This is a genomic window from Burkholderia sp. AU16741 (genome assembly GCF_002223345.1).
Lineage (GTDB): Bacteria > Pseudomonadota > Gammaproteobacteria > Burkholderiales > Burkholderiaceae > Burkholderia > Burkholderia sola.
This window is the reverse complement of record NZ_NKEZ01000008.1, coordinates 1,241,463-1,264,506: the sequence shown is the minus strand read 5'-3', so window position 1 is coordinate 1,264,506 and position 23,044 is coordinate 1,241,463. Positions and strand designations below refer to the sequence as shown.

Here is a 23,044-nt window from a genome sequence, read left to right as displayed (position 1 = left end):
CGTCGCATGTTCAGAAGCGATCCGCGCGATACGGCGCCGGATCGGTGAACGGCGCTTCGCCGGTCATCATCTCGGCCAGCAGGCGGCCGGTGACGGGGCCGAGCGTCAGCCCGTGATGGTTGTGTCCGAACGCGAACCACAGCCCGCGATGCGCGGGCGCGGGGCCGATCACCGGGCGCATGTCGGGCGTGCACGGGCGGAAGCCGAGCCACGGATGCGGGTCGAGCCGTTCGCCGAACCCGAACACCGGCCGCGCGACGCGTTCCGCGCGTTCGAGCTGCACGCCCGTCGGCGGAAGCCCGCGCCGCGCGATCTCGACGCCGGTCGTGAGCCGCAGCCCGCGCCGCATCGGCGCGATCACGTAGCCGTATTCGCGATCGACGATCGGCGCCGACGGCACGCCGCGCGCGGACGGCGCGTAGTGCATGTGATAGCCGCGTTTCTCGCGCAGCGGGATCTTGTAGCCGAACTTGCCGAACGCCGTGTCGGACCACGGGCCGAGCGCGACCACGACGGACGGCGCGGCCGCCGGGCCGTCGTCGGTCCGGACCTGCCAGCCGGGCGACAGCGCGTCGAGGCTCGCGGCGTCGCCGGTCAGCAGCGTGCCGCCGCCCTGCACGAACAGGTGCGCATACGCTTTGACGAGCGCAGCCGGATCGATGACGCTTTTCGGGTCGAGCCAGTGCAGCGCGCCGCAGAAGCCCGGTGCGAGGCTCGGTTCGTGCGCGCGCAGCGCGGCCGCGTCGAGCGGCGTGATGCCGAGCCCGTGGCGGCGCGCGGCGAGGCCGGCCTCCGCCACGCCGCGTTCGAATGCGGCCGGCGTGCGGAATGCTTCGAGCCAGCCGCTCGCGCGGATCAGTTCGCCGGCGCCGGCGCGCGCGATCAGCGCGTCGTGTTCGACGATGCAGCGCTCGATCAGCGGCAGCATGTCGCGCGAGGCCGCCGCGTGGCGCAGCGGCGCCGATTCCCACCAGAACCTTGCGAGCCACGGCGCGAACGCGGGCAGCGACGCGCCGTGCCAGTAGAGGTCGGTCGAGCGGTTCAGCGCATAGCGCATCAGCGTGAACGGGCTGCGCGGGAACGGATACGGTTCGACCGACGAGCGCTCGATCAGCCCGGCATTGCCGAAGCTCGTGCCTTCGCCGGGCGCGCCGCGATCGACGAGGGCGACCTTGCGGCCGCGATCCTGCAGGTGCAGCGCGGCGGAAACGCCGACGATGCCGGCGCCGAGAACGATGACGTCGAAATCCATCGATGGTGAGTGACGGTTGGCGGGGCGCTTGCCCGCGGTACGGTGCGCGCCCGGGTTGGAGAGTGTTCGACGCACAAGCATACTCGCGGCGGCGCACGGCACCAAGGGGTGCGTCGCTAACGGAGCATGTCGCGCCACGCGGCCGAGAATTGCCGCGCGGCGTCGAAGCAGACCGCGTCAGCACCGGGCGCACCGATCAATTGCACCCCGACCGGCAGCTCGCCCGATACGAAGCACGGCGCGCTGACCACCGGCAGCCCGGCGAACGAGATCGGCTGTGTCAGCAGGCCGAGCGTCTTCGCGGGTTCGAGCGCGACGCCGTTGACATCGACGGTCGCGTCGGTGAAGCGCGGCGCCGCGCAAGGCGTCGCGGCCGCGAGCAGCAGATCGAAGCGCGCGAACAGCGCCGCGATGCGCGCACGCCAGGCGGCACGGTGGGCAAGCGCGTGCCGATACGCGGCGTCGGACGTCGCGAGGCCGGCTGCGAGGCGCGACCGCAGCCGTTCGGAGACGAGCGCCGCCGGGGCGTCGACCAAGCCGCGATGGGCGCGCGCGAGCTCCACGTTCGAGATCACGAGCGCCGCTTCGCGCACGCGCGCGACTTCGTCGCTGCCGACAAACACCGATTCGCCCGCCCGCAGGCAGGCCGCCGCGCGCCGGACGGCGCGTTGCGCATCCGCATCGGCATGTGTTTCGAAATCGCCGGTCAGTACGGCGACGCGAAGCGGGGCGGCCGGATCGCACGGCGGGTGCGCGCGCCGTGCATCGGCTTCGTCCAGCGTGTCGTACAGCACCGCGAGATCGTCGATGTCGTTCGCGAACCCGCCGACGGTATCGAGCGATTCGGCATACGGCAGGCAGCCGGCCCGCGACAGCCGCCCGTCGCCGGGGCGAAATCCCCACACGCCGCACAGCGCCGCCGGCGCGCGGATCGAGCCGTTGGTGTCGCTGCCGAGCGCGAGCGGCACGTACCCGGCCGCGACCGCGGCGGCCGAGCCGCTCGACGAGCCGCCCGTCATGCGCGTCGGATCGACCGGCAGACGCACCGCGCCATAGTGCGGATTCACGCCGGTGGCGCCGCACGCGAGTTCGTCCATCTGCGTCGCGCCCAGGGGGACCGCGCCGGCCGCGCACAGTCGCGCAACGATCGGCGCATCGGCGACGGCGGGCGGCAATGCGGCGCGCGCCGGTGATCCGGCAACCGTCGCATAATCCGCCACGTCGATGTTCCACTTCACGACGAACGGCACGCCAGCGAGCGGGCCCGCGTCGCGTCCGTTCCGCACGAGGCGGTCGATGCGCAGCGCATCGCGCCGGGCCCGCTCGTCGAAGGTGGCTGCGCAGGCGCTGATCGAGCCGTCGCGCGCGGCGATGTCGGCGAGCGCGGCTTGCACGAGTGATACCGCGCTCACCTGGCCGGCCCGCACCTTGGCCGCCAACGCCAGCGCACTGCGCATCGAAGGCGCCGCGCTCACGTGCGCACCATGAGCCGGCGCGGAATCGACAGGATCAGCGCGGCGGCAGCGAACAGCGTGAAGGCGAGCAGCGCGACCCCGAGCTCGGTGCTGCCCGTCAAGCCGGTTGCATAGCCCATCAGCGTCGGGCCGACGAACCCCGCGACGGCCGCGCCGATGTTGACGAGCCCGGCGCCGCCCGCGGCCGCTTCGCCCGCGAGAATGCGCGACGGCAGGCTCCAGAACATCGCGAGCGTGCTCATGATGCCGGCCACGCCGACGGTCAGGCACGCGACCGCGAGCACCGGATGCGCGTGCATCCCGAGGCTCGCGAGCAGCGCGATGCCGCCGATCGCGACCGGCAGCGCCGTATGCCAGCGGCGCTCGCCGGTTCGCACCGAATGCTGCGCGTTCGCGACCATCGCGACCGACGCGACCAGATACGGGATGGCGCTGACCAGGCCGATTTCGAGGTTGCTCAGCGACCCGAGCGCCTTGATCATCGTCGGCATCCAGAACACGAGCCCGTAGTTGCCGACGTTGTAGAGGAACGACGTCGCGAACAGCAGCCACAGGGTCGGCTCGCGCAGCGCGGCGCCCAGGCGGGTGCGCTTGCCGGCCGCTTCCTGCGCCATTTCCGCGTGGATCATGCGTTTTTCCGCGTCGGTCAGCCACGTTGCATCGTCGATCCGCTCCGTCACGCGCACGAGCAGGTACAGGCCCAGCACGATGGCGGGCAGGCCTTCGATCACGAACATCCACTGCCAGCCGCGCAGCCCGAAGCCGCCGTGCGTGGCGTCCATGATCCAGCCGGACAGCGGCCCGCCGACGATCACGCCGAGCGGCATCGCGAGAAACAGGAAGGCCATGACCTTCGCGAGCCGGTGCGACGGAAACCACACGCTGAAGTACGCGATCACGGCCGGAAAGAAGCTCGCTTCGGTCACGCCGAGCAGGAAGCGCAGCGCGTAGAAGCTCGCCGTGTCGCGGGTCGCGAGCGTGGCGACCGACACGACGCCCCACGTCAGCATCGAGCCGGCGAGACAGCGCTTCACGCCGATTCGCCGCACGAGCCAGCCGGCCGGCACCTGCAGCAGCAGGTAGCCGACGAAGAACAGGCCCGCACCGACGCCGTATGCGGCGTCGGTGAGATGCAGGTCCGTCACCATCTGAAGCTTCGCAAAGCCGACGTTGACGCGGTCGAGATAGCCGAAGAAATAGCAGACCAGGATCAGCGGAATGATGCGCCGGCTCAGGCGTGCATACAGCGCATCGAGACCGAGGGCGGCGGCTTGCGCATGCGCGGGCCGACCGGCTTGCATGCCGCGCGGCGTGGCGGCACCGTTGGGATTCGTCATGGTGACTCCGTGCAGGTGGACTCTGGGGCGGTTGCCGTGACGACGCGAGCGCGCGCCGTCGATCGGCCGGTTCTAGATGTCGCGGCGCAGCGCCCGGCCGGGACGCGTGCCGGTGTGCCGGCCGTATTCGAGCACGGCCCGCCCGTTGACGAACACGTGCTCGATGCCTTCGGGGCGCAGCGTCGGGCTTGCGAACGTCGCGCGGTCGATCACGCGGTCGGGGTCGAACACGACGAGATCGGCGTAATGACCGATCGCGAGCCGTCCGCGCGCTGCGATGCCGAACTGCTCGGCGGTGAGGCCCGTCATCTTGCGCACGGCGGTTTCGAGCGGGAACAGGCCGCGCTTGCGCGAGAATTCGCCGAGCACGCGCGGAAACGTGCCCCACAGCCGCGGGTGCGGGCGCATGTCGTTGGGCAGGCCGTCGGAGCCGACCATCGTCAGTTCGTGACCGATGATGCGCTCGACATCCGTTTCGTCCATCACGAAGTAGATTGCGCCGGCGGGGCGCAGCGCGTCGATCGCGGCGTCGACGGAATCGCCGAACAGCGGCAGCAGTTCGTGGAAGTCGCGGCCCGCGAGCTCGGGATGCGGCTTCGACCACGCGAGGATCACGCGGGACGACTGATGGACGCGATCCGCGCGCAGCATCGTCGACGTGGCCGGATACGGATGGCAATCGAGACACAGCGGTTGGCGCGCGCGCTGCACGTCGATATGCGCGAGCGTTTCGACCGAGCGGCCGTGGTTGGCCTTGCCGGCCACCTTGTGATGCGACAGCACGACGCGCACGTCGAGCGCGCGCCCGATCGAGAACGCTTCGTCGAGCGATGCGATGATCGCATCGGTTTCGTCGCGCAGGTGCGTCGCGAACACGCCGCCCGTCTCGCGCAACGGTGCGCACACGTCGATCAGTTCGTCCGTCGTCGCGGCTGCCGCGGGCGGGTAGAAGGTGCCCGACGAGACGCCGAACGCACCGGCCGCCATCGCTTCTTGCACGTCGGCCGCCATCGCCGCGATTTCAGCCGCGTTGGCCGCGCGGTGGAGATCGGTCATGTGCCGCACGCGCAGCGTCGAGTGGCCGATCAGGGCCGCCGTATTGACGGCGGCGGGCGTGGCGTCGAGCGCGTCGAGATATGCGCGAAAGGACGGGAAGCGGAACGCCTGCCACGCGCCCAGCAGGTCGAGCGGCTGCGGCACGTCCGTTTCGGCGAGCAGCGGCGCGAGGCTGATGCCGCAGTTGCCGGCGATCACCGTCGTGACGCCTTGTGCGACCTTCGGCTCGACGTCGGGATCGGTCAGCACGAACGCGTCGTCGTGCGTGTGGCTGTCGATGAAACCCGGCGCGACGACGAGGCCGCTCGCATCGAAGGTATGGGCGGCCGTCGCGCCGCCCAGATCGCCGATCGCCGCGATGCGCTCGCCGATCACGCCGAGATCGGCTTCGAAGCGTGCGGCCCCGGTGCCGTCGATCAACTCGCCGCGACGCAGGATCACGTCGAAATGCATGATGGTTCCTCCAGCATCCGTCCGGATCCGGGGCGCTACCCGTTTCCGTCGTTCATGTTCGCCCCCATCGTCCCCAGCCATTTTTCGGGTGTCCAATGCCGTTCGGCTCGCGATTCATGCGAAACCGTCATCAATGCACGCGCCGCCGTGCCGCCCCGCGGCGCGTGGCCCGCGGCGTCACGCGAACGACGCCTTCACCAGCCCCTGGAGGTCGCTCGCGAAGCTGGACATCGAGATGGCGCGATGCCGAACGATGCCGACCGTGCGCTCGATCGTCGGGCTCGCGATCGGCACCGCGCGCACCGCGGGCGAGCCGTATGCACGCAGCGCGCTTTCGGGCAGGATCGCGCAGCCGACCCCGGCCGCCACCAGCGCCGCGACGCACGAGATGTGCTCGACCTCGTAGAACCAGCGGGTTCGCACCGCTTCCTGTCCCATCAGCATTTCGAGCAGCAGGCGGTTGCCGCTGTCGCGACCGCCGATGATCAGCTTCGCATGGCGCAACTCCCCGAGCGTGACGGCGTCCGCGCGCGCCAGAGGATCGTCGTCGTGCGCCGCGAGCACGTAACGGTCGGTGAAGAGCGGTTCGAACAGAAGATCGTCGTCGTCGCCGGGATGCAGGCTCACGCCGAATTCCGCGATGCCCGCGCGCACCTGCGACAGCACGAAATCGTGATTGCCGTCGAGGATCTGCACGGCGACGTGCGGATATTTTTCGGCGTAGCGACGCAGCACGTCGGGCAGCGCCTGCGCGACGATCGTCGGGATCGACGCGAGCCGCACCTTGCCGTAACGTTTTTGCGCGATGTCCTGGATCGACGACAGCATCATCCCGAGCTGCGCGATCTGCTCGCGCGCCATCGGCAGGAACTGGCGGCCGACGCCCGTCAACGTCACGCTTCGCGTGGTGCGCTGGAACAACTCGACGCCGAGCGTCTGTTCGAGTTTCTGGATGCGGCGCGACAGCCCCGGCTGGGTCAGGTTCAGCTTTTCGGCCGCACGGTGGAACGTGCCGAGCTCCGCAACGGCGACGAATGCTTCGAGTTCCGAGTTTTCGACTTTCATGGCGCTCCGGTGTGTGGCCTGGATCCGGCATTCGGGCATTCGGGCATGCCGGCATTCCGACGTATGGTCGCGGGACAAGCGGATATTCTCGTCGATATCGATTCATTGTCCACCGCGCGGCCCATACGGCAGTCGAGCGTGCGCGCATGGCGGAACGAGCCGTTCGATGCAGACGAGGCGCTTGGATGCGGGGCGGTCGGATGTATGAAGTTTGCCGTGATCCGGGGTTCAATCCGCAGATCAATTTGCTGGCGCTGCCGCCGGTGCGCCGTGGAGCGCCGCGGCACCGATTCAGCATGCTTTCCGACATGATCTGGGGTGTATCCCACTGCTTCGGGAACCGAATTTTTACCTAAGATGGAAAGACTCGTGCGCGTGATACGGTGCCTGCACGCGCATGGCAGGCAGGAGGCAGGGCCGGGAACGACTGCGGCAGATGTTTCCATCATGGATGCAAGTGTGTGCGCGGCGGCTGCGAGTCTTGCGGTCGCATCGACGCCAGCGTGTGCGGCGGCATTCGCCGCGCGAAAGGCGTCCGGCCAGTGGGGCCGAGTCGCCACGTTCCGCCATGCGTTTGCCGCAATCGTTTGCGTTCTGAGCGCTGTACCGGTCGTCGCCGGCGCGCCTGCCGTTCTGGACGAGCCCCCGATCGATGCGGTGCAAATTGCGGCCACCACCACGCCGGTCAGTCCAACGGGTCCCGCCTTTTCGTCACACGACTCCGTCGTGCGTCAGGTGGTGCTCGGCATCATCAGCTTCACGCGCTGGCCGACGACGCCCGTCCGCCTGCATCTGTGCGTGACGGGCAGGCCCGACTACTCGGGCGGCCTCACCGACACGCTGCAGGCCGGCTCGACCGTGCTCGACGTGCAGCGCGTGCGCTTCGACGATCCCGCGCTCGGCATGGCGTGCGACGTCGTCTATCTCGGCATCCTCGGCGGCGACGAGCGAGCGCGGGTGAAGGCCGTGCTGTCCGGCCGCCCGGTGCTGACCATTGCCGAACACGATATGTCCTGCACCGCGGGCGCGATGTTCTGCATCACGGTCGAAGGCGAACGCGTCACCTTCGACATCAATCTCGATGCGGTCGCACGCAGCGGCGTGCGCGTGCATCCGAACGTCCTCAATCTCGCACGACGGCCGGTGACGCCATGACACGGTCCGCGCTTCCCGTTCCCGCTTCGCGCCTGCCGCGCCCGACGCTGCAAAGCGTGCTGCGTCGCGCGCACCTGCGCCTCGCATTCGTCGCCGTGACGATGGCCGCGGTGTCGTTGATCGTCGTCGCCGTGATCGCGTTGCGCGCGTATGCCGGCAACAACCTGAACCTGCTGGCGCGCTCGCTCGGTTATACGGTCGAGGCGGCGCTCGTGTTCGGCGATCGCGTCGCGGCGAACGAGGCGATCGGGATGATCGCCGGCGACGAGGACGTCGCGCAGGTGGTCGTCACCGACAGCAGGGGGCAACTGTTCGCGTCGTGGCAGTTGCCGGCCGGAAACGGAATCGCCCGGCTCGAGCGTGCCGTCGCCGATGTGGCGCTGCCCGGGCCGGTCACCGCGCCGGTGATGCATGACGGCATCGTCGTCGGCCACGTCGTCGTGCGCGGGCGTGGACACCAGTTCTCCGGCTTCCTGCTCGGCGGCGTGGGCGGCATTCTCGGCTGCCTCGCCGTCAGCGTGTTCGGCGCGTACGTCAGCTCGAAGCGCCTGCTGCGCAACATCGTTTCGCCGCTGCGCGCGCTGGCGGGCGTCGCGCACGCGGTGCGGCGCGAGCGTGCGTTCGCGCGGCGCGTCGAGCCGACGGCGATCGCCGAACTGAACCAGCTCGGCGACGACTTCAACGCGTTGCTCGACGAATTCGAAGACTGGCAGAACACGCTGCGCGACGAGAACGCGTCGCTCGAGCACAAGGCGACGCACGACGCGCTCACCGGGTTGCCCAACCGCATGCAGTTCGAATCGCGCCTCGCGCTTGCGCTGTGCGATGCCACGTTGACGGGGCAGCGGGTCGCCGTGCTCTATCTCGACTGCGACCGCTTCAAGGAGATCAACGATGGTCTCGGCCACGACGCCGGGGACGCGGTGCTGATCGGCATCGCGTCGCGGCTGCGCACGCGGGTGCGCGAGACCGATCTCGTCGCGCGCCTGGGCGGCGACGAATTTGCGGTGATGCTGGCGGCGGTGCCCGAGGCGGGCAGCGTGTGCCGGATCGCCGACGAGATTTTGTCCGGCATGGCGCCGTCGATCGAGCTGTCCGACGGCCGCGTGGTGGCCACCATGATGAGTGCCGGCGTCGCGCTGTATCCCGATCACGCGTCGGACGCGAGCGGCCTGCTGCGCGCGGCGGATGTCGCGATGTACCGCGCCAAGCGCGCGCGGCCGGGATCGTGGCAACTGGCGGAGAGCGTTGCAGGGCCGGTGTGATGTCGATCGACTCGCGCCGCGGACGAGGCCGCGGCGGCGGTTAAAAGAAGCGCTTGCGGAGCGGGCGCGATGGAAGGGGATGCGAAATGAACCACTCGTTTCCTGTGAGCATGGGGCGGATGTGCGTCGGGAGTGCGCTGCTGCTGTGCATGCTGCTGGGGGGCTGCCAGACGCCGCCGCCGCTTCATCGCGGGCTGACGCAGACGCAGGTCACGGCGCTGAAGTCGGCCGGGTTCCAGGAGACTGGGCAGGGGTTCGAGTTCGGATCGACCGGGCCGATTCTGTTCGATTTCGACCGGTACAACCTCAAGCCGGATGTCAGGCGGATCGTCGAGCGGATCGGGCGGACGTTGCGATCGGCGGGTATCAACGGGGTGCGGGTGTATGGGTATTCGGATAACGAGGGGACGGAGAAGTACGACGTCGAACTGTCGAGGCGGCGGGCTGAAGTCGTTGCCGTCGAGTTGGTCGACGTGGGGCTCGACGCGAAGCGGATCGCGATCGTCGGGAAAGGGAAGCACGATCCGGTAGGAGATAACAAGACGCCGAGCGGGCGGGCGCAGAATCGGCGGGCGGCGATCGTGGTTTCGCCGAGGTGAGGCGACGCGTGGCGTGTGGCCGCCGTGTCCACGAGCACGCTGTGCTGTCTGTTTTAACGGTTCGCCACCATTGGCGCGAAAGTGCCCGCGTGACCGTTTGCAAGCGGCGAGCCTTGATGTTCGCGCCAGGCAGGATGGCCATCGACGGAATTCGTCGCCGCCGATCCGGCCTTCCTTCAATTCACAGGTAATCAAAAGCCAGGATGCCCGAATAAGATCGTTCCGCTTTCATGAACGCGGCATCGTCGTAGGCGAATGCAGCGACGGACGGAGCGAGTATGGCCATCGAACCCAAGGATCTGCTGCCGCACTTCGAACGCGAGATGACGCTGCTGCGCCATTCGATGCAGACGTTTGCTCAACGCTTCCCCAAAATAGCCGCTCGGCTCGCGATCACGGGCGAGCATTCGGACGATCCGCACGTCGAACGCCTGTTGCAGTCGTTCGCGTTGATGGCGGCGTGTCACGACATCCGTCTCGAAGATGACGTGCCTGCGTTCACCGGCAGTTTTCTCGATACGCTTGACGGCGCTTTCCTGCGCCCGTTTCCATCGTGCGCGATTGCGCAATTTCATGGCGACAGCAGCGGCCAACCGGCTGCGCCGCGCGTCGTTCGTCGCGGCGAGCGGCTGATCGCACCGGCCGGCAAGGAAGTGTTCCGCATCGCGGACGACGTCGCGATCGTGCCGCTGACGGTGTCGTCGGTGCGTTACACGACGTCGGCGATCGCGCCGCGCGACGTCGCGTTGCCGCCGGAAACGACGGGTTTGCTGACTTTCACGTTCGAGGTCACTGCGCCGAATGAGACGTTCGCCATCGTGCCGGACAGATTGCGCGTGCATTTCACCGGCGCGCGGGAAATCGTCGCGGCGCTCACCGATGCCGCGTTGCTTCTTGCCGGCCGGAGTTTCGTCGAAGCAGGCGATGCAACGCGCTGGAAGCGTCTGCCGGACGCGACGTTCACCGCCGTCGGCTTCGAGCCTGCCGATGCGCTGCTCGACGTGCGGCCCGACGATGCGCTTTGGCCGTTTCACCTGCTGATGGCGTATTGCGCGGTGCCGGAGCGTTTCGACTTCGTCGACCTGGATATGCGGGCGATCAAGCGAAGCGCCGGCGTCAGCCGTTGCGTCGTGCTCCACCTGGCGATCGGGGGCGTGCATCCGGATTCGCATCGCGCCCAGCGCCTGGCCGCCGCAACGGCCGACCATGTCCGGCTGTTTTGTACGCCGGTCATCAACCTGTTTCCCGACGACGCACAGCCGATCGAGACGCGCGCCGGTTGCGCCCATTACGCGGTGAAGGCGCTTGGGCAGGCGGGAGCGTCGCGTACGGCCATCTGGTCGGTCGACACCGTTCGCCATGTTTCCGACTCGGGCGCGTCGGTGCTGGCGCCGTTCCGGTCGCTGCAGCATGGCGCGGGCATGCGTCCCGGATTGTTCTGGATCGTGTTGCGCGACGAGGCACGGCGGGCACCGAGGGAATCCGCCGATCCCCGAACCCAGGAGACGGAGACGACTCCGCCGCCAGCCCCGGCCGAGACAGCCGAGTCGCTCCACGGTGTCGAACTGGAACTGGTCGACCAGGACGGACGACCCGCCGATCCCGGCCATCGCAAGCTGGAGATCCGGCTGTCCTGCACGCAGGGCGATCTGTCCGGGATGCGGGAGCGCGAGCTGGCGTTGCCCAGCGGCGACCCGATGGGAACGATTTCGCTGCTGAACCGGCCGACCGCGAGCCGGCCACCCGCTTTCCGCCATGGGGAGCTGTGGGATCTGCTGTCGCTCCTCGTGCCGCAGGCGATCCGGCTGGACAAGGGTGGCCTGACCCAGCTCAGGCGGCTTTGCGCGCGCTGGGCGGAGGACGCCGTCGACGCCGGCCGGCGCTTCGATGCGCTCGTGTCGTTATCGACGGCGCGCGTGCGGTGCTGGCTGCCCGGCAAGCCGGCATCGGCGTTCGTGCACGGGCTGGAAGTGCGGCTGGTGGTGGACGAGCAGCGTTTCGCCGCGTTCAGCCTGAGCGGCTTCGCGCACCTGATGGACCGGTTTTTCGCACCGTACGTGCCGGTCACCAGCTTCGTGCAGGTCGTGCTGTTTTCGGCCGCGACCGGCGCGCTGCTTCGGCGTGGGGCGCCGCGCCCCGGCACCCAGCCGCCGGTCTAGTTTCTCGATTTTCAGGGCTCGAACGAAAACGTTTGCGGACGTCTTTCAAGCGCCCGGGTTTTACCCTACATTATCGAGGCCGCGGACCGGCGAGCCGGCCGATGGAACCTGAGATCACACGCAAGGAACAAGAATGAGTTTCGCTCCGAACGGGGGTATTCCCAGTGGATTGGGCGGTAGTGCGCTCGGCTCGTTGAGCGCGCTCGGGGGCCTTGCCAGCCCGGTGGCGTCGAGCGTGGCCGGCAGCCTCGGGCCGCTCGCGGGGCTGGCCGGGCACGTCGACACCGTCCAGCGCGCGCTGCAACTCGCGCAGACCGGCTTCTCGCTGATGGAGAAGACGCCCGGCGCCATCGCCGAAGCGATCAACGGCGCCGCCAACCCCGCGCGCCTGACCCAGCTCAACCGTTACGTCACGCTCGATACGCCGCTCGGCCCGGATGTGCTGCTGGTCAGCGCGGCCGTCGTCGACGAGCACGTGAACCGGTTGCCGGAAATCCACCTCGACCTGCTGTCGCACCGCCACGACCTGCGCCCGGAGGACCTGATCGGCCAGCAGGTCAAGATCCACTTCGATCAGCAGGCGCGCCTGTCGACGCTCGAACGCGTCGTGGCGTCGGGCACTGGCGACAACGACCGCTATTTCGACGGCTACGTCGCGTCGTTCGACCGCGCCGGCAACCCCGGGAACGTCACGCAATACCACCTGACGGCGGTGCCGTGGTTCTGGTTCCTCACGCGCTCGACCGACTGCCGGATCTTCCAGAACAAGACCGCGCAGGACATCCTCACCGAGATTTTCCAGGAACACGGTTTTTCCGATTTCACGTTCGACATCCGGACGAGCCAGAAGCCGCTCGAGTACGTCGTGATGTACCAGGAGAGCTACTACAACTTCTGCGCGCGGCTGATGGAGCAGGAGGGGCTCGTGTGGACGCATCGGTACGAGAAGGACAAGCACTTTCTCGTGATCGGCGACACGAACCTGCTGTTCCGCCCGATCGACGGGCTCGCCACCGTGCCGTTCGCGGCGACCGAGGCGAGCGAGGACAGCGGCATCGACCAGTTGCACGAAGGCCGGCGCTTCGGCGTCGGCAAGGTCACGTTCCGCGACTTCAATCACCAGAATCCGTCGTCGCCGCTGATGCTGGTGGAGGCCGGCCCGCAAAACCTCAAGCATGCGCGGCTCGATGCGACCGAGCGGTTCGAGCACCAGTCGCTGTACGACCACGGCGACGACGGCCACCGCTACGCCCGTTTCGCGATGGAGGCCGAGGAGGCGCAAGCCCATCGCTATACCGGCGGCGGCTACGCGTGGCGCATGACCACGGCGGGCGCCGTGACCGTCGCGAATCATCCCGTCCTCGAAAACAACCAGGAGTACGTGATCCTGCACGTGCGTCACGAGGCGGTGAACGACTATACGCAGCACAGCGCGAAGCTGCCGTACCGAAACAGCTTCTCGCTGCTGCCGAAGAAGATTCCGTACCGTGCGCCGCGCGCGACGCCGAAGCCGGTGATTCACGGCACGCAGTCGGCGATCGTCGTCGGGCCGAAGGGTGAGGAAATCTATACGAACGGCAGCGCGGTGAAGGTGCATTTCCCGTGGGACCGGCGCGGCAAGAAGGACGGCTCCGATTCGATGTGGGTGCGCGTGTCGCAACCGTGGGCGGGCGACGGCTGGGGCGCGGCCGCGATTCCGCGGATCAAGCAGGAAGTGCTGGTAGCGTTCAATCAGGGCGATCCGGATAACCCGGTGATCGTCGGCCGCGTGTTCAACGGCGAGCAGGGTAATCCGTATCACGGCGCGGCCGGGCAGACGATGGGGATCAAGAGTCAGACGCATAAGGGGCAGGGGTCGAACGAGATCCGCATGACCGACACGAACGGCATGCAGGAATTCTTCATGCACGCGCAGAAGGACATGAACACCGTCGTCGAGAACAACGAGACGCACAAGGTGTTCGGGCCGATGCGTACCGTCCTCGTGGCGACGGGCAGCGAAGAAAAGCAGATTCCGCAGGGCAACCTGACCGAGACGATCGCCGAGAAGCGCAGCACCACGGCGACGACCGTCGAGGTCACGACGCCGGCGAAGGACGGCGGCGGCGGCACGCAGGTCTACATGGCCGAGCGCGGCATCCTGCTGAAGGTGCAGAACAGCTCGATCTCGCTCGCGCCGGAAGGCATCCGCCTGGAGCACAACGGCTCCGTGATCCTGATGACAGACGACGGCGTGATGGTCAACGGCAAGCGCATCGATCTCAACAAATAACTCGAACGACACCAGCCATGCACTACGCAATCCATGAAGGCACATTCGAATTGCCGGACGCGGCGCTCGACCGCACCGTCAACATGCTGATTCTTCCGGTCGGCCCGGGCGGGCTGAGTCTCGTCGTGTCCCGAGGCCGCTTGCGCGAGCAGGAGTCGATCGACGCATTCGTCGAGCGCGAATGGGCGCAGGCGTCGCGCACCGCGCAGAACCTGAACGTGCAGTCGCGACGCGCGGTGACGGTCGGGCGGGCGGAATGTCCCGGCGTGCAAACCGAATCGACGCATGAACAGGACGGCCGCACCTTTCATCAGATGCAGACGGCGTTTCGGCTCGATGCCGGCGGGCAGGTCATCGTGATGACGTTGACCAATGCCGCGCCGCTCAACGACGAACAACGTGCGCTCGCCGCGCGCATGCTGGAGAGTTTCCAGCCGCGCCCGGTTGCGCCTGCGCTCGTTTCGGATGCCGGTCGCCCATGAGTCAGCCGGCCGCTCGTAAGGACGATCCCTTTACCCACACGACGCTCGCGGGTGACCTGCTCGGCATGGGCGGGTCGCTGCTGGGCGGCTTGGGAATCGGATGGGCGCTGACCACGCTAGCGGAAGGCCTCGTGTTCGGTGCATTGGGCGCGCTCGAAATCGGCACCGGCGGGCTGGCGACGCCGATCGTGCTGGCGATCGGCGTCGGCGTGGCCGCTTACATGCAGGGCTCCGGCCTCAACGACAAGATCGACGAGGCCGCGAAGGGGCTCGGCAATGCCATTTCCCCGCCCGAGGAGAAAGGTACGATCCAGAACGGCTCGCCCGATGTGTTCGTCAACGGGAAGCCGGCCGCGCGCGCGGCCGACGGCGCGGACATGGATCCGGTTCTGTGCAGCGATCATCCCGGTCCGCAATTCGTCGCGCAAGGGTCCGACGTGGTGTTCATCAATGATCTACCCGCGGCGCGGGTCGACGACAAGACCACCTGTGACGGTACGATCTCGAAGGGCTCGCCGGATGTGTTCTTCGGTGGCGGCACGAAGACCGTGCGCGACATCAGTGCGGCGCGGCCGTGGGTCGCCGGACTCGGCGCGGCGATCGGTATCGCGCTTGCACTCTGTGGCCGAGGCAAGGGAAGCTGGGGCGATTTCGTCAAGGGCAAGCTGCCGTGTCTCGCGATGAACTTCGCGGCCGGCATATTCGGCACATGGCTCGGCAGCAAGATGCAGCCGTCGGCCGGCCATCCCGTCAACGTGATCACCGGCGGCAAGATTCTCGACGGCAGCGACGACACGGACTTCGTATTGCCTGGCCCGCTGCCGATCGTCTGGCGGCGTTTTTACAGCAGCCACGACGATCGCGCCGATGGCCTGTTCGGTGCTGGCTGGAGCGTGCCGATCAGTGTCGAGTTGCGGTTGGCGCGGGAGAGCGGTGTCGTCACGTCGATCACGTACTGGGACGAACAGGGGCGTGATATCGAGTTTCCGGCGGTGCCGCCGGGTGAGAGTCATTTCAGCGTGCCTGAAGGCATTTACCTGATTTGTACCGTCGGCGGGCACTATGTGGTCGAAACGGTCGATGGTTCGTATCGTGATTTCGGCCCGGCCGGGGCACCGGCGTCGGATGCTGAAACACTGGGCCTTCGGCGGCTCGAGGACCGAAATGGCAATTGGATCGAGGTCGAGCGTGCGAGTGTCGGCGAACGGGTGCGGCCGGTTCGGCTTCACGATAGTGCCGGCCGTGTGCTGATGCTGCATTACGATCCGGAACATTCGGGACGCGTCGCATCGATCGAACTGGTACGCGGCGTCGATGGCGAATTGCCCGAGATCCTGGTTCGTTACGGCTATACGAACGTCGGCGAACTCGCATCGGTCACCGATCGCAGCGGCCATACCGGGCGGCATTTCGGTTACGAACACGGCCTGATGACACGGCATACGCTGCCCGGCGGACTACAGTGCTTTTACGCGTGGAGCGGCGTCGGCCGCGACGCGCGGGTGGTGCGCCACTGGACCGACGACGGCGAAGCGTACACGTTCGACGCGGACCTTGTGCAGCGTTCGGTGACGATCACCGATCAGATCGGGCGCGTGACGCAATGGACGTGGAACGAGGATCGGCAGCCGACGAGCCATACGGATGCCGAAGGCAACGTGTGGCGGCTCGAATGGAACGCGATGCGGCAGTTGGTCAGCACGACCGATCCGGCCGGCCACGTCACTCGCTTCGAATATGACGAGCGCGGGCGGCAGACGCAGCGCATCGACGCGCTTGGCCAGGTCGAGCGGACGGAATGGAACGGACACTACGATCTGCCCGTTGCGGAAATCGATCCGGCCAATGCGCGATGGATCTATCGTTACGACGCGCGCGGCAACTTGACGATGACGCGTGATCCGGCGGGCTTCGCGACCGAGTATTACCGCGACGAGCGTGGGCTCGTGCATACGATTCGCGATGCGCGTGGCGGGTACAAGTTCCTCGAATGGAATGGCCGGGCGCAGTTGACCGCGTATACCGATTGTTCCGGCAAGGTCACGCGGTTTGCGTACGATGCACGTGGTGCGCTCGCGCGGGTGACGGATGCCGCCGGCCATGCCACCGTGTACGAAACGGATGCGATGGGGCGGGTCACGGGAATCGGGACGGCTGATGGTGCGCATCAGACGTTTCGGTACGACGCGGCGGGGCGTCTCGTCGAGGTCATTGATGCGAATCAGCGCAGCACGCGTTACGAGCTCAATCCGCGTGGATTGTTGCTGGCACGCACGGATGCGGCTGATCGGGTCGTGCGGTTCGGCTATGACGATGCGTTCCGGTTGGCGAGTCTGACCAACGAGAACCGTGAGACTTATCGCTTTCAGTATGACCGTCGCGATCTCGTTTCCGTACAGATCGGGCTCGATGGCCACAAGCGTACGTATGAGTACGACGTGTGCGGTCAAGGCACGATCGTACGCGATGGACAGATCGAGACGCGATACGAGCGCGATGCGATCGGGCGGTTGACGGCGAAGCAAGTCGCGCACGAGCGTTGTGAATACTTGTATGACGAGGCTGGTCGGATCACATCGGCCGAGTTGTACACGCTCGCCGCGCGCGGACCATCGCTGAAGAATCGCGTCAGCCTGAAATACGACAAGCGTGGTGAGGTCGTAGAGGAATACACGCCGACCGGCTGGCTCGCACACACCTACGACGAGCTTGGCAATCGCGTCAGCACGACGATTTCCGGCGAGCGGACGATCGATTGGCTGCATTACGGTTCAGGGCATGTGCACCAGATTTGTTTCGATGGCGCCGCGGTTGCGGACATCGAACGGGACGATCTGCATCGCGAGGTGCTACGGACGCAGGGCAAGCTGACGAGTCACTTCGGGTATGACGCGGTGGGGCGTCGTGCGCGGCAAACTGCGCAGCGAGGTACGGCGGGCGGCGAGTTGCTTGCGAAGCAGTGGCAATACGATGCCGCAGGCGATGTGATCCAGAAGCGCGATCAACGTTACGGCACGACGAGCTATCGGTATGACCCGACGGGGCGTATCGAACAGGCGGCCGGGCCGAGACTGCCGTCGGAAGTGTTTCGCTGGGATGCGGCGGCCAACCTGGTGTCGAGCGATCACCCGGGCGGCTACGTCGAGCACAACCGGCTCAAGATGTTCGAGGACAAGCGCTTCGAGTACGACGCGTATGGGCGGCTCGTTCGCAAGCTCAGTGGGCATGGGCCGGCTAAAGAATTGGTGCTTGAGTATGACGACTGGAACCAACTCAAGACCGTTGTGACGAAGGACCGGCTCGGAATCGCGACAACGCATTTCGAGTACGACGCGTTCGGCCGGCGGATCCGGAAGCTCAATGGCAGTTATGCGAGTACGGATTTCCTGTGGGACGGCATGCGGTTGGTGCAGGAGACGTATCACGACCGTCAGGGCGAGGAAGCGCTGACGTATTTGTACGAGTCGAATAGTTATGTGCCGCTTGCCCGGATCGATCAAGGGAAGGCGGCGGCGAATGATGCGGATGTACGGGACGCGGTTTATTACTTCCACAACGATGTTTCGGGGCTGCCGGAGGAACTGACTGACGCGGGCGGCGAGCTGGTTTGGCAGGCGCGCTATAAGGTGTGGGGCAATGCGGTGCAGGAGGAGTGGGTTGCGCGGGCGCCGCAGCGGTCGGTGCCCGCCTGGGGTGAAGTGTCGGTGGCCGCGCCGACGTCGACGCGCGTACCGCGACCACAGAATCTGCGCTTCCAGGGGCAGTATCTGGACCGCGAGACCGGGTTGCATTACAACACTTTCCGGTTCTACGATCCGGACATCGGGCGATTCATCAATCCGGATCCAATTGGGTTGCTGGGGGGCGCGAACCTCTATCAATTTGCGCCTAACTCGATCACGTGGATTGACCCTTGGGGACTAAGTCCCATTATGGTTGATCCAAGGTTGATAAATTTCAGTCAGTCGTGGGTGAGCCCAAATGACTATGCTGAAGTCATGAATCAAAAGGGCTGGATCGGTGATCCTTTAAATGTGATGATTCGCGACGGTCAAATGGTAAGTTTTGATAATCGACGCCTTGATGCGGCGCTAGAGAATAAAGTTGACAAGGTTCCGGTAAATATTGTTGATGGAGAGAATCCCTATCCGAAGTCGACAACTGGAAAGTCGTGGAATGATGCTTTCGACGAGCGATTAGGAAGAAATGGACTCGGGAGGTATGGGACTTCCGAACGGCCTGCTATTGGCAAGACGGATGGTGAAGCGCGCGTTTCTAGAAATAGGAGAAATAAAGTTGGCTGCTGATATTCTTCACGATATTTTGCTTAGGGAGCAGTTTTTTTGCGCCGATTGTATCGTCATTGGAAAGTCTGATGTGATTGGATACAGAATAAAAGATGGGCAGCCGGAAGTGGATAGGTCTATTCGTATTGCGGAGGATGATTTAACCGATGTATTTCAGAATTTTTCTGTGAATATCGCGGGTTCGGTCTACGTTGGTGGTGAGGCATCCGCTCATGGGTCGTGTGGTTTCTTTTATAAAAAAACTAATGATGTTCTTGATTGGGCATTGATGTCATTGGATTCTGAGCCTTTTGTATCTCTGGAGAAAATTCACGATGGAGTTGCGTTCGTGTCAAGTTCGGGGCGTAAGTGGCTGGTGTGTGGAAATAATATAGAGAATGTGAAAATAGCGTAGTTTTGCTACGGAGATGGTGGCGCAGGAAAGCGATATCCTCTGGTCTAGTAAAATTCGGGGAGAAGTTTGTGTTTTAAAAAAATAGGTTCCTGGTTTTAACCGAAAACATGTGATCTGATCCCAGGGTTGGAGACTTTCCAGCCGCGCCCGGTTGCGTTCGCATTGGATGTGGCTGCAAATGGGAAGAGCTCATTTGTTGTAAAAAGGCGTGTATTCACGCTGAATCTGCATCATGAGGATATGGAGATGCCAAAGTCGGTTGAAAATTACGACTTGAGATGTTGGATGCTGGTAAATCAATTGAGTTACATTAAGAAAAATAAAGATGATAGAAATGAAGGTGTTGAGTGGTTTGTTGATGAGGTAAATTATTATCGTAAGAACGATGAGTTTAGGACTTGATTTTCTTAAGAAGTGCTATGCCGCGCGAGATGGTTATCTCGGATTGTCCTGGGATAAGCCGCGGCCTCCGCTTGGAGTGGGTGTGGCATTTTTTTGAAAGAAGATTATGTTGAGAGATAACGAAAAAATAGAATTGTCGGGGAGTGCGATCATCTATAAATTGAGTTGTATTAAGAAAAATAAATATGATAGAGGTGGGGTGTTGAATGGTTTGTTAATGAGGTGAGTTATTATCGTGAGAACGATGAAATTGGGCATAGAGAAGCTCGAGAGCGACTTGGGCGTCCAGCTACCGGAAGCGATGAAGGGACACTACCTGAAGTTCAATGGTGGCATGCCAGTTCTCGACTGGTTTCCAATGGGGGGTGATCGGGAGTCGATATGGGTCCACGAATTCCTTCCTATCGGAACGCAGGATGTTAGCATGCCTAACATTCAAAGCATTTATGCGCGAGTCGCGGGTAAGGGAGGATACCCTCGAACCTTTGTTCCATTTGCCACCGATCCCGGCGGTAATCTCTTCTGTGTCGACGCTGATAGCGGTGCCGTACATTATTGGTTGACCGACACCTACGACGAAACGTTGACGGACTTGGAGAACCGCCAGAAGGCTGATCGGCGTCTGACCGATTCATTTGACCAATTCATCAGCTCGCTCGTTTCTGAAAACGATGCATTCGGCTAGCGTTCGGTCGCTACGAAGCGATGGCAATCCAGGGCTGGGCGAACAAGGGTCGCTGCTAGGAAAATTTATAAGTAAGTTGAAGCTGATCAAGCTCGCCAAGTCGCTGACCGGCTGCACCTTTCATCAGATGTATTTAGGAGATGAATATGTTCGGTATCGAGTTACATAAAAAATATCTCGAATCAGTTCTGGCTGCTGGCAAGCCCGATAACCTCGCTTGTTTTGGTGTTTGGTGTTGTATTGGACTTGCGCACAATGACGCAATATTCGAGTTCCTTGCCACGCATGCGGGGGTGCAAGCGCACAAATCAGACAACGAGTTGGCGATTACCTGGATCGGGTGTGGAACGGAAACGAAAACTCAAATCCGCTAAGCGATCTGGAGCAAGTGGACTGGGACCTTGATGCAGTCGAAATGGACGACGATGCTGCGGCCCAGGGAGCAGCCGATTTGCTGGCGGGGCTGTCTTTTTTGGCGAAATGGTCTGCTGAACACAACGTGGAGCGGTTGATTGCATGTGCCGAGATTCTGATAAACCGAATCGACTACTTGGAGAGTTTTGAGTTGATTGGAGGACATGTTGCGAATCCAGTCGATCATGAGATGGACGTGCAGAAGGATTTTGCTCGTGAACTCGTTGCAGGTGCCTTGACAGATCGTGACAAGAGGAAATATCACGAGTGGTTATTCGATCTTGGTTCTCCCTGAATCATGAATTCAAGGAGCTATCATGTAAACGATCAACCTGTTGATTTCCCATAGTCAAATCGTAGTTCGATCGAGGCCGTACCAACGCATTTCGAGTACGACGCGTTTGGCCGGCGGATCCGGAAGCTCAATGGCAGTTGTCCTCCGTCCGGAGGGTGCGGAAATCTATACTGACGGTAGCGCCGCTGTAGTGCCACCGGTGCAAGGAACAGGTGACCTGCCCCCTTCAATAGAGCCAATGGGCTTCTAGCAAAGTCCCTTTAAACCAACTCCTGGAAAGCAGCAGGAGCATCCGCGGTCGCCCGATGTTTCGCCGCAAACTCTGACGGCGCAAGGTAGTTCAGTGCGCTGTGCGGCCTTTGCTCGTTGTAGTCCTGACGCCATGCCGCGATGACAGCCCGAGCGTGCGCGAGCGTCGTGAACCAGTGCTCGTTAAGGCATTCGTCGCGGAACTTGCCGTTGAACGATTCGATGTACGTATTCTGCGTTGGCTTGCCCGCCTGAATCAACTTCAGCGTGACGCCGTTCGCATATGCCCACTGGTCAAGCGCGCGGCTCGTGAATTCGGGTCCCTGGTCGGTTCGCACCGCCTTGGGATAGCCACGGAAGCGAGCTGCACGGTCCAATGCCCGAGCGACATACAAGCCTGAGATGCCATGGTCAACGACGATGTCGACAGCCTCTTTCGTGAAGTCGTCGACGACGGTCAGGCACTTCACGCGCCGGCCGGTGGAAAGCGCATCCATCACGAAATCGATTGACCACACCTCGTTGGGCGCGCCCGGCAATGCCAGTTGCTCGCGCTCAATCATGACGCCATGGCGCTTGCGACGGCGCCGCACAGCCAGCCCTGCCTCACGGTACAGGCGATAGATGAGCTTGTGATTGGCGTGCGTGCCTTCGCGCTCCATCAGGGCGTGCAGTCGACGGTAGCCGAATCGACGACGTGCGTGCGCCAACTCCACCAGACGCGCCGCGAGCACCTCATTCTCGTGGTCCGGCTTCGCGTCGTAATGCAGCACGCTGCGAGAAAGCCCGACAAGCCGGCAGGCGCGGCGCTCGGAGATGTTGACCTGCTCCCGAATCGCCGACACTGCTTCGCGTTTGGCTTGCGGGCTCAGGGCTTTCCCTTGACGACGACCTTCAACGCTTCCATATCGAGCATTGCTTCGGCCAGCAGCTTCTTCAGCCGGGCATTCTCCACCTCCAGGTCCTTGAGCCGGCGGGCTTCCGAGACTTCCATGCCGCCGAACTTCGCGCGCCAGATGTAGAACGACGCGTCACTGAACCCGTACTTCCTGCACAGTTCCTTGACCGCCATACCGGCTTCGGCTTCCTTCAGAAACCCGATGATTTGCTGTTCCGTAAAGCGCTTCTTCATGTTCGTCTTCTTCTCCGAAAACGAACTTTACTAGACTCCGGGTGGCCCTGTTTGTTGGGGGCAGGTCACAGGGGCTGTGGAATGCCAAATGAGATTTTGAATAGTATCGATTCGGAGATATCCAAGCCGGGATTTTTCGATTTTTTTACTGGCCTGGATTCCGATGATCTACTTGACAAAAGGGACGCCGCATCATTCGACGATCTCTGGATGCAGGCGTTTAACGAGGTCGATGGACTCGACCTCGTAGCCGAAGACAAGAAATTCTTGGATTTTATTAGAGAGAAGGCATTCAAGCTCTCGTTTCGAGCCTCGGGAAATTCTGACATCGCGGGAAGAGTTTCAGACGACGTCGAACTGATCGCAAAGAGCATGTTGGCCGGGAAACCGGATGGTTGGCCAGTTAAGGTCTTGTGGAGCGGCTATAAAAAAGGGGGCTTCCCTGCCGAATGAGGGTGACGGATAGGCCCACGCTGAGCACAAGTGGAATCCACAAGCGCGCACTCAAAAGACCTTGCAATGGCTAACCAAGTATCGAGCCCGGCCCACATCGTCGAGTCCGACCTAATGGAACTGTTTCAAATCGTCACGTTCGG

Annotated in this window: 19 protein-coding genes; 13 read left to right on the top strand and 6 right to left on the bottom strand. The window is 63.9% G+C overall.

What is annotated here, in order from left to right; genetic code table 11:
- Nucleotides 1-10: 10 nt before the first annotated feature.
- The 5 genes from CFB89_RS26100 to CFB89_RS26080 all read right to left on the bottom strand — a co-directional run bounded on the left by CFB89_RS26100 (nucleotide 11) and on the right by CFB89_RS26080 (nucleotide 6,638).
- On the bottom strand, nucleotides 11-1,252 hold the full coding sequence (locus tag CFB89_RS26100) for an FAD-binding oxidoreductase (RefSeq protein WP_089470371.1): 1,242 nt from the start codon (nucleotides 1,250-1,252) through the stop codon (nucleotides 11-13).
- Nucleotides 1,253-1,368: 116 nt separating this feature from the next.
- A complete protein-coding gene (locus tag CFB89_RS26095; RefSeq protein ID WP_089470632.1) occupies nucleotides 1,369-2,709 on the bottom strand; it encodes an amidase family protein in 1,341 nt (446 codons plus the stop codon).
- Between the two features lie 14 nt (nucleotides 2,710-2,723).
- Nucleotides 2,724-4,064, bottom strand: coding sequence for an MFS transporter (locus CFB89_RS26090; RefSeq protein ID WP_089470370.1), 1,341 nt, complete (start codon nucleotides 4,062-4,064; stop codon nucleotides 2,724-2,726).
- A gap of 72 nt (nucleotides 4,065-4,136) precedes the next feature.
- Entirely contained in the window at nucleotides 4,137-5,573 is a 1,437-nt protein-coding gene (locus CFB89_RS26085) for an amidohydrolase family protein (protein ID WP_089470369.1), read from the bottom strand.
- A gap of 177 nt (nucleotides 5,574-5,750) precedes the next feature.
- Nucleotides 5,751-6,638 (bottom strand): LysR family transcriptional regulator, encoded by an 888-nt coding sequence (locus tag CFB89_RS26080; RefSeq protein ID WP_089470368.1) that lies wholly within the window; start codon nucleotides 6,636-6,638, stop codon nucleotides 5,751-5,753.
- A 447-nt stretch (nucleotides 6,639-7,085) separates the two neighbouring features.
- Here CFB89_RS26080 and CFB89_RS26075 point away from each other — a divergent pair, with 447 nt between their 5' ends.
- The 12 genes from CFB89_RS26075 (at nucleotide 7,086) to CFB89_RS34500 (ending at nucleotide 21,067) form a co-directional block, all read left to right on the top strand.
- Nucleotides 7,086-7,793, top strand: a complete 708-nt coding sequence (locus CFB89_RS26075) for a YfiR family protein (protein WP_089470367.1) — start codon at nucleotides 7,086-7,088, stop codon at nucleotides 7,791-7,793.
- Nucleotides 7,790-9,058, top strand: a complete 1,269-nt coding sequence (locus CFB89_RS26070; RefSeq protein ID WP_089470366.1) for a diguanylate cyclase domain-containing protein — start codon at nucleotides 7,790-7,792, stop codon at nucleotides 9,056-9,058. Before CFB89_RS26075 ends, CFB89_RS26070 begins: the two co-directional genes overlap by 4 nt.
- An 86-nt stretch (nucleotides 9,059-9,144) precedes the next feature.
- Entirely contained in the window at nucleotides 9,145-9,657 is a 513-nt protein-coding gene (locus tag CFB89_RS26065; protein WP_089470365.1) for an OmpA family protein, read from the top strand.
- 278 nt (nucleotides 9,658-9,935) lie between these two features.
- Entirely contained in the window at nucleotides 9,936-11,816 is a 1,881-nt protein-coding gene (gene tssF / locus CFB89_RS26060; protein WP_089470364.1) for a type VI secretion system baseplate subunit TssF, read from the top strand.
- 133 nt (nucleotides 11,817-11,949) lie between these two features.
- Nucleotides 11,950-14,088, top strand: coding sequence for a type VI secretion system Vgr family protein (locus CFB89_RS26055; protein WP_089470363.1), 2,139 nt, complete (start codon nucleotides 11,950-11,952; stop codon nucleotides 14,086-14,088).
- Nucleotides 14,089-14,105: 17 nt separating this feature from the next.
- Complete coding sequence (locus tag CFB89_RS26050) at nucleotides 14,106-14,570, top strand: DcrB-related protein (protein ID WP_089470362.1); 465 nt, start codon at nucleotides 14,106-14,108, stop codon at nucleotides 14,568-14,570.
- On the top strand, nucleotides 14,567-18,877 hold the full coding sequence (locus CFB89_RS26045) for an RHS repeat-associated core domain-containing protein (RefSeq protein ID WP_256979763.1): 4,311 nt from the start codon (nucleotides 14,567-14,569) through the stop codon (nucleotides 18,875-18,877). Before CFB89_RS26050 ends, CFB89_RS26045 begins: the two co-directional genes overlap by 4 nt.
- A complete protein-coding gene (locus CFB89_RS34515; RefSeq protein ID WP_144030164.1) occupies nucleotides 18,867-19,271 on the top strand; it encodes a hypothetical protein in 405 nt (134 codons plus the stop codon). Before CFB89_RS26045 ends, CFB89_RS34515 begins: the two co-directional genes overlap by 11 nt.
- A 126-nt stretch (nucleotides 19,272-19,397) precedes the next feature.
- Complete coding sequence (locus CFB89_RS34510) at nucleotides 19,398-19,673, top strand: hypothetical protein (RefSeq protein WP_144030163.1); 276 nt, start codon at nucleotides 19,398-19,400, stop codon at nucleotides 19,671-19,673.
- 244 nt (nucleotides 19,674-19,917) lie between these two features.
- Nucleotides 19,918-20,358 (top strand): SMI1/KNR4 family protein, encoded by a 441-nt coding sequence (locus CFB89_RS26040; protein WP_089470361.1) that lies wholly within the window; start codon nucleotides 19,918-19,920, stop codon nucleotides 20,356-20,358.
- 146 nt (nucleotides 20,359-20,504) lie between these two features.
- A complete protein-coding gene (locus CFB89_RS34505) occupies nucleotides 20,505-20,732 on the top strand; it encodes a hypothetical protein (RefSeq protein WP_144030162.1) in 228 nt (75 codons plus the stop codon).
- A 41-nt stretch (nucleotides 20,733-20,773) separates the two neighbouring features.
- Entirely contained in the window at nucleotides 20,774-21,067 is a 294-nt protein-coding gene (locus CFB89_RS34500) for a hypothetical protein (RefSeq protein WP_179233534.1), read from the top strand.
- Nucleotides 21,068-21,327: 260 nt separating this feature from the next.
- Here CFB89_RS34500 and CFB89_RS26030 read toward each other — a convergent pair.
- Nucleotides 21,328-22,448, bottom strand: a protein-coding gene (locus CFB89_RS26030; protein WP_089470359.1) for an IS3 family transposase whose coding sequence is annotated in 2 segments (ribosomal slippage) — nucleotides 21,328-22,190 and nucleotides 22,190-22,448 — 1,122 coding nt in all. Because the reading frame shifts where the segments join, the coding sequence is not laid out codon by codon here.
- An 81-nt stretch (nucleotides 22,449-22,529) separates the two neighbouring features.
- Between CFB89_RS26030 and CFB89_RS26025 the strand changes: the two genes are divergently transcribed.
- Nucleotides 22,530-22,901, top strand: a complete 372-nt coding sequence (locus CFB89_RS26025) for a hypothetical protein (protein WP_089470358.1) — start codon at nucleotides 22,530-22,532, stop codon at nucleotides 22,899-22,901.
- The last annotated feature ends 143 nt before the right edge of the window (nucleotides 22,902-23,044 follow it).

Bases quoted from the DNA above. Each gene is read 5' to 3' on its own strand.
- CFB89_RS26100 (WP_089470371.1), bottom strand. From the start codon at position 1,252: ATGGATTTCGACGTCATCGTTCTCGGCGCCGGCATCGTCGGCGTTTCC.
- CFB89_RS26095 (WP_089470632.1), bottom strand. From the start codon at position 2,709: ATGCGCAGTGCGCTGGCGTTGGCGGCCAAGGTGCGGGCCGGCCAGGTG.
- CFB89_RS26090 (WP_089470370.1), bottom strand. From the start codon at position 4,064: ATGACGAATCCCAACGGTGCCGCCACGCCGCGCGGCATGCAAGCCGGT.
- CFB89_RS26085 (WP_089470369.1), bottom strand. From the start codon at position 5,573: ATGCATTTCGACGTGATCCTGCGTCGCGGCGAGTTGATCGACGGCACC.
- CFB89_RS26080 (WP_089470368.1), bottom strand. From the start codon at position 6,638: ATGAAAGTCGAAAACTCGGAACTCGAAGCATTCGTCGCCGTTGCGGAG.
- CFB89_RS26075 (WP_089470367.1), top strand. From the start codon at position 7,086: ATGGATGCAAGTGTGTGCGCGGCGGCTGCGAGTCTTGCGGTCGCATCG.
- CFB89_RS26070 (WP_089470366.1), top strand. From the start codon at position 7,790: ATGACACGGTCCGCGCTTCCCGTTCCCGCTTCGCGCCTGCCGCGCCCG.
- CFB89_RS26065 (WP_089470365.1), top strand. From the start codon at position 9,145: ATGAACCACTCGTTTCCTGTGAGCATGGGGCGGATGTGCGTCGGGAGT.
- tssF (WP_089470364.1), top strand. From the start codon at position 9,936: ATGGCCATCGAACCCAAGGATCTGCTGCCGCACTTCGAACGCGAGATG.
- CFB89_RS26055 (WP_089470363.1), top strand. From the start codon at position 11,950: ATGAGTTTCGCTCCGAACGGGGGTATTCCCAGTGGATTGGGCGGTAGT.
- CFB89_RS26050 (WP_089470362.1), top strand. From the start codon at position 14,106: ATGCACTACGCAATCCATGAAGGCACATTCGAATTGCCGGACGCGGCG.
- CFB89_RS26045 (WP_256979763.1), top strand. From the start codon at position 14,567: ATGAGTCAGCCGGCCGCTCGTAAGGACGATCCCTTTACCCACACGACG.
- CFB89_RS26040 (WP_089470361.1), top strand. From the start codon at position 19,918: ATGAAATTGGGCATAGAGAAGCTCGAGAGCGACTTGGGCGTCCAGCTA.
- CFB89_RS34505 (WP_144030162.1), top strand. From the start codon at position 20,505: ATGTTCGGTATCGAGTTACATAAAAAATATCTCGAATCAGTTCTGGCT.
- CFB89_RS34500 (WP_179233534.1), top strand. From the start codon at position 20,774: ATGGACGACGATGCTGCGGCCCAGGGAGCAGCCGATTTGCTGGCGGGG.
- CFB89_RS26025 (WP_089470358.1), top strand. From the start codon at position 22,530: ATGCCAAATGAGATTTTGAATAGTATCGATTCGGAGATATCCAAGCCG.